We start from the raw sequence: 5267 nt of genomic DNA on the forward strand, positions 1-5267 counted from the left end.
GATCGGGCTCGGGGCGGTGGGCGTGCTCGCCGCCGCGCAGCTGCCGCCGACCCGTTCGCTGCTGCTCAAGCTCGGCACGCCCGGCGAGGGACCGTCCGCCGAGCAGCGCGCCGGGCACTGGTTCTCGGTCACCTTCGTCGGCGAGGGCGGCGGGAAGCGCGTCGTGACCGAGGTGTCGGGAGGCGACCCGGGCTACGGCGAGACCTCGAAGATGCTCGCCGAGTCCGCGCTCTGCCTCGCCCAGGACGACCTCCCGGACGTCGCCGGACAGCTCACGACGGCGCAGGCCATGGGCGACGCGCTCATCGACCGCCTCGTCAAGGCCGGCCTGGAGTTCCGCGTCCTCAGCACGTCCTGACCCAGCCCGGACGTCCCGGCCGGCCCACCCGGCCGACCAGCGGACGGGTAGCCGCCGCGCGTCGGCCCCGTAGGGAAACGTTTCTCAGGTGAGGGGACGGCCGAGGACCCGGTCCAGCGCGGCGGCGACCTCCGTGGAGAGGTCGCCGCCCGGGGCCGCGGCGGGCACTCCGCCGGACGGCCGGGCCGCCTCGTCCCGGACCGCCTCGCGGGTGTGGCCGCACGCGCGGCACTCCACGTCCCCGAGGCGGCAGACGAGCGCGGCCGAGCCGCAGGACGAGCAGTGGTCCAGAGCGTCGGCCCACCCGTCCGTGCCCTGGCAGGCCGGGCAGACGAGGACCTGGTGGTCGGCGAGGACCCCCCGCCGCCAGGGGCTCGCGCCCCGCGCGGGATCGGTCTGCCGCGCCCCGCAGCGGAAGCAGGGCATCACACCTCCAGCGGGTGCGGAGGGCCGGGCGTGCTCCCGGCCGGTGCGTCAAGTCTGCGGAGGACCACGCGACCGGCGCGGCCGCGGGCCGCGCCGTGACCGGCGGGTGCGCGCCGGTGACCGCCGAGGGGCGGGCCGGTGGGCGCTCCCCCCCGCGACCGGTCGCGGGGCGGCGCGGCGCTCCGCGCGCCCCGGCCGCCGGGCGGGCCCGGCGGACCCGGGATCACAGCGAGGCCAGCGCCTTGCGGTACTCGTCGAGGTCGCGCGCGTCGGGGATGGCGTTGACGACCTTCCAGCGGACGACGCCGTCCTTGTCGATGATGAACGTGCCGCGGAGCGCGACACCGCGGTCCTCGTCGAACACGCCGTAGGCGCGCGCGACGTCGCCGTGCGGCCAGAAGTCCGCGAGCAGGGGGAACTCGTAGCCCTCCTGCTCGGACCAGGCGCGCTGGGCGAACATCGAGTCGACCGAGACCGCGACCACCTGCGTCTCGTCGTCGCCGACGAGGGTGGGCAGCTCGTCCCTGATGGCGCACAGCTCACCGGTGCACACGCCGCTGAAGGCCAGCGGGAAGAACACCAGGACGACGTTCCTGCCGCCCCGGAAGTCCGAGAGCCGGACCGGCGTGCCGTGCTGGTCCTTCAGCTCGAAGTCCGGTGCGACGCCGCCTACCTCGACCGCCAATGCCTCTCCCGAGGATCGACCCGCCCGGGGGCGGGATGCGCTCGTCCCCGCGCGTGCGGGAACCCGTCCCGCCCAGTCTGCCACGGGCCCGGTCCGCCGCCGGGCCCGCGAGGGACCGGAGGCGGACACGGGACCGGGCGCAGGAGTGCGCAGCCGGTGTCAGCGCCCCTTCGGGGGGACGAGCTTGGTGCCGGACCAGTCGGCCGCCGCGGAGACGCTCTTGGACTGCGTCATCCCGGCGGAGGAGGCGGCTTCGTCGATGTCGCTCGGCTCGACATGGCCGTCCCGCCCCGCCTTGGGGGTGAGCAGCCACACCACGCCGCCGTCGGCCAGCGAGACGAGGGTGTCGGAGAGGGCGTCGAACAGCTCGCCGTCCTCCTCGCGCCACCAGAGCAGGACGGCGTCGACGACTTCCTCGTAGTCCTCGTCGACGAGCTCGCCCTTGGTGACGGTCTCGATGCTCTCGCGGAGCCCCTCGTCGACGTCGTCGTCGTAGCCGATCTCCTGGACCACCTGGTCCGGCTTGAATCCGAGCCGTTCGGCCAGGCTGTGCTCAGACTGCGCCTGACCAGCGGTCGCGCTCACGAAAGTCCTCCCATGGTCGGTATTCCCTGCCGGGTGGTCCGGGCCGCCCTCGTGGCGGTCCGCTCCCACCCCGCGCGGGTTTTGCGGGACAGTCCACACAAGTGGAGGCCCCTCGCGCAAGTGTCTTCCCGGCATTTGGTGGCCTCATTGGCCGATTCGCGCCGGGCGTCGTGACGGGACACCCACCGAGCGTAACAACCCACGCTCATCCCGCAAGGAAGGACAACCGTACCTGCCGGTCCGGGTTGTCCACATTGAGGTCGACGAGGGCCACTGACTGCCAGGTGCCCAGCTGAAGCCGTCCGCCCAGGACGGGCAGCGTCGCGAAGGGCGGTATCAGCGCGGGCATGACGTGCGAACGGCCGTGGCCGCGCGAGCCGTGCGCATGCCGCCAGCGGTCGTCCGCCGGCAGCAGGTCGGAGAGCGCGGCCAGCAGGTCGTCGTCGCTGCCCGCGCCCAGTTCGAGAATCGCCACTCCGGCCGTCGCGTGCGGCACGAAGACGTGCAGCAGCCCGTCCCCGCCCTGTTCGGCGGCGAACCGGGCGCACTCGGGCGTGATGTCCCGCACCACCTCGGTGTTCCCTGTGGCCACTTGGACCACGGTGCTTTCCATAGCCCCTGTCTACCAGGATCGGCAGCCGGTCAATCACCGCACCGGGCCGGGCCGGGGCGGCGCGGGCCGGATCGGGCCGGGCGCCGGTCATCGCGGCGCTCAGTGCGGGACGGGTTCGACGAACGCGTCCGGCCCCGGATAGACCAGGACCGTGCGGCCGTCGTTGAAGCGGACGAGGTACGGCGGGTGGCCCTCGGGACCGCGCACCTCGATGATCTCCCCGTCCGCGTCGGTGACGCCGACGACGTTGCGGTGGACGTGCAGATGGTCTCCGACCATGGCGTTCATCGGTTCCTCCAGACCGGCCTCTACCCCGGGGGCGACGTCTCCTTCCACCCTGGTACGAGACCGCGCCCCCTACCAGGGGCAGAGGGGAGCACTTCGGCGGGTTTTACGGTCCCTGGCCATTTAGCCGACCAAATGCTGGGGAAAGGGGCTTTCTGTGGGGGTTACGCCCCGGACCGCGGCGACCAGACTGATTACCGGGCGGTAGAGATGCGGTGGTCGCGCGGAACGGCGACGATGGATCGACAACCGGGACGGTGGAACGTCGTTGACCACGCCGTTCACCCCGTCCGCCACCCGACGGAACGCCGAACGCAGAGCTGGAACGCAGCCGAACGCAGAGCCGAACGCAGAGGGGACCCCGTGGCTTCCGGACGTCAATTCTCGATCATCAGTGACGGCCTGCCGAGCCAGCTGCCGGACATCGACCCGGACGAGACCCGGGAGTGGCTGGACTCGCTGGACACCGTCATCAAGACCCAGGGCCGGGGCAGGGCGCGGTACGTGATGCTGCGCCTGCTGGAGCGGGCCCGGGAGCAGAAGGTCGGGGTGCCCGGCCTGCGCAGCACCGACTTCATCAACTCGATCCCGCCCGAGCACGAGCCGTGGTTCCCCGGCGACGAGCACATCGAGCGCCGGATCCGCGCGTACATCCGGTGGAACGCGGCGATCATGGTCTCCCGCGGCAACCGCCCCGACCTCGGCGTCGGCGGCCACATCGCGACCTACGCCTCGGCGGCCTCGCTGTACGAGGTCGGCTTCAACCACTTCTTCCGCGGCAAGGACCACGGCGAGTCGGGCGACCAGGTCTTCATCCAGGGGCACGCCGCGCCCGGCATCTACGCCCGCGCCTACCTCGAGGGCCGCCTGCCCGAGGACAAGCTGGACGGGTTCCGGCAGGAGTTCAGCCACCCCGGCGGCGGCCTGTCGTCCTACCCGCACCCGCGCCTGATGCCCGACTTCTGGGAGTTCCCCACGGTCTCCATGGGGCTCACCGCGATCGACGCGGTCTACCAGGCCCGCTTCAACCGCTACCTCTACAACCGCAAGATCAAGGACACCTCGCGCTCGCACGTGTGGGCCTTCCTCGGCGACGGCGAGATGGGCGAGCCCGAGTCGCTCGGCGCGATCGGGCTGGCCGCCCGCGAGGAACTCGACAACCTCACCTTCGTGATCAACTGCAACCTGCAGCAGCTGGACGGGCCGGTGCGCGGCAACGGCAAGATCATCCAGGAGCTGGAGTCGTTCTTCCGCGGCGCGGGCTGGAACGTCCTGAAGGTCATCTGGGGCCGCGACTGGGACCCGCTGCTCGCCCAGGACGTGGACGGCGTGCTCGTCAACAAGATGAACACCACCCCGGACGGCCAGTTCCAGACCTACACCGTCGAGTCCGGCGCCTACATCCGCGACGACTTCTTCGGCGACGACCCCCGGCTGCGCCGCATGGTCGAGGACCTGTCGGACGACGACCTGCGCCGGCTGTCGCGCGGCGGGCACGACTACCGCAAGGTCTACGCGGCGTTCAAGGCCGCCCGCGAGCACGTCGGCCAGCCGACGGTGATCCTCGCCCACACGATCAAGGGCTGGACGCTCGGGCCCGACTTCGAGGCCCGCAACGCCACGCACCAGATGAAGAAGCTCACCAAGGCCGAGCTGAAGCTGTTCCGCGACCGGCTCTACCTGGAGATCCCCGACTCCGCCCTGGAGGGCGAGCTGCCGCCCTACTACCACCCGGGCGAGGACTCCGAGGAGATCGAGTACATGCGGGAGCGGCGCGCCGCGCTCGGCGGCTTCCTGCCGAAGCGGGTGGTGCGGGCCAAGCCGCTGAAGCTGCCCGGCGACCCGGTCTACGCCGAGCTGCGGAAGGGGTCGGGCAAGCAGAACGTCGCGACCACGATGGCGTTCGTCCGGCTGCTGAAGGACCTGATCAAGGACGAGAACATCGGCGCCCGGTTCGTCCCGATCGCCCCGGACGAGTACCGCACCTTCGGCATGGACTCGCTGTTCCCCACGTCCAAGATCTACTCCCCGCACGGGCAGACCTACGAGGCGGTCGACCGGAAGCTGCTGCTGTCCTACAAGGAGTCCGCGCAGGGCCAGATGCTGCACGAGGGCATCAGCGAGGCGGGCTCCATGGCCTCCACGATCGCCGCCGGGACGGCCTACGCCACGCACGGCGAGTTCATGATCCCGGTCTACATCTTCTACTCGATGTTCGGGTTCCAGCGGACCGGCGACCAGGCGTGGGCGTTCGGCGACCAGATGGGCCGCGGCTTCCTGCTCGGCGCGACCGCGGGCCGCACCACGCTGACCGG

General features: G+C 71.7%; 6 protein-coding genes and 1 pseudogene. 2 read left to right on the top strand and 5 right to left on the bottom strand.

The window, feature by feature from the left end; all coding sequences use genetic code 11:
• A pseudogene (locus AB0J52_RS26340) lies at positions 1–358 on the top strand (saccharopine dehydrogenase); the annotation flags it as partial.
• An 84-nt stretch (positions 359–442) separates the two neighbouring features.
• Here the strand turns inward: AB0J52_RS26340 and AB0J52_RS26345 are convergent.
• The 5 genes from AB0J52_RS26345 to AB0J52_RS26365 form a co-directional block, all read right to left on the bottom strand.
• Complete coding sequence (locus AB0J52_RS26345; protein ID WP_500184967.1) at positions 443–784, bottom strand: hypothetical protein; 342 nt, start codon at positions 782–784, stop codon at positions 443–445.
• 223 nt (positions 785–1007) lie between these two features.
• The gene (locus AB0J52_RS26350) at positions 1008–1469 is read right to left on the bottom strand and encodes a peroxiredoxin (protein ID WP_500184968.1); all 462 of its coding nucleotides are present in this window, start codon (positions 1467–1469) and stop codon (positions 1008–1010) included.
• A gap of 159 nt (positions 1470–1628) precedes the next feature.
• Positions 1629–2054, bottom strand: a complete 426-nt coding sequence (locus tag AB0J52_RS26355; protein ID WP_500184969.1) for a DUF3052 domain-containing protein — start codon at positions 2052–2054, stop codon at positions 1629–1631.
• A gap of 205 nt (positions 2055–2259) precedes the next feature.
• On the bottom strand, positions 2260–2667 hold the full coding sequence (locus AB0J52_RS26360; RefSeq protein WP_500184970.1) for a YjbQ family protein: 408 nt from the start codon (positions 2665–2667) through the stop codon (positions 2260–2262).
• Positions 2668–2766: 99 nt separating this feature from the next.
• The gene (locus AB0J52_RS26365) at positions 2767–2955 is read right to left on the bottom strand and encodes a DUF1918 domain-containing protein (RefSeq protein WP_500184971.1); all 189 of its coding nucleotides are present in this window, start codon (positions 2953–2955) and stop codon (positions 2767–2769) included.
• 360 nt (positions 2956–3315) lie between these two features.
• On the opposite strand from AB0J52_RS26365, the gene aceE reads away from it, so the two are divergent.
• A partial coding sequence (aceE, locus tag AB0J52_RS26370) for a pyruvate dehydrogenase (acetyl-transferring), homodimeric type (protein ID WP_500184972.1) occupies positions 3316–5267 on the top strand: 1952 nt, incomplete at its 3' end.

Origin of the sequence: Spirillospora sp. NPDC049652, assembly GCF_040675125.1 — a bacterium.
Lineage (GTDB): Bacteria > Actinomycetota > Actinomycetes > Streptosporangiales > Streptosporangiaceae > Spirillospora.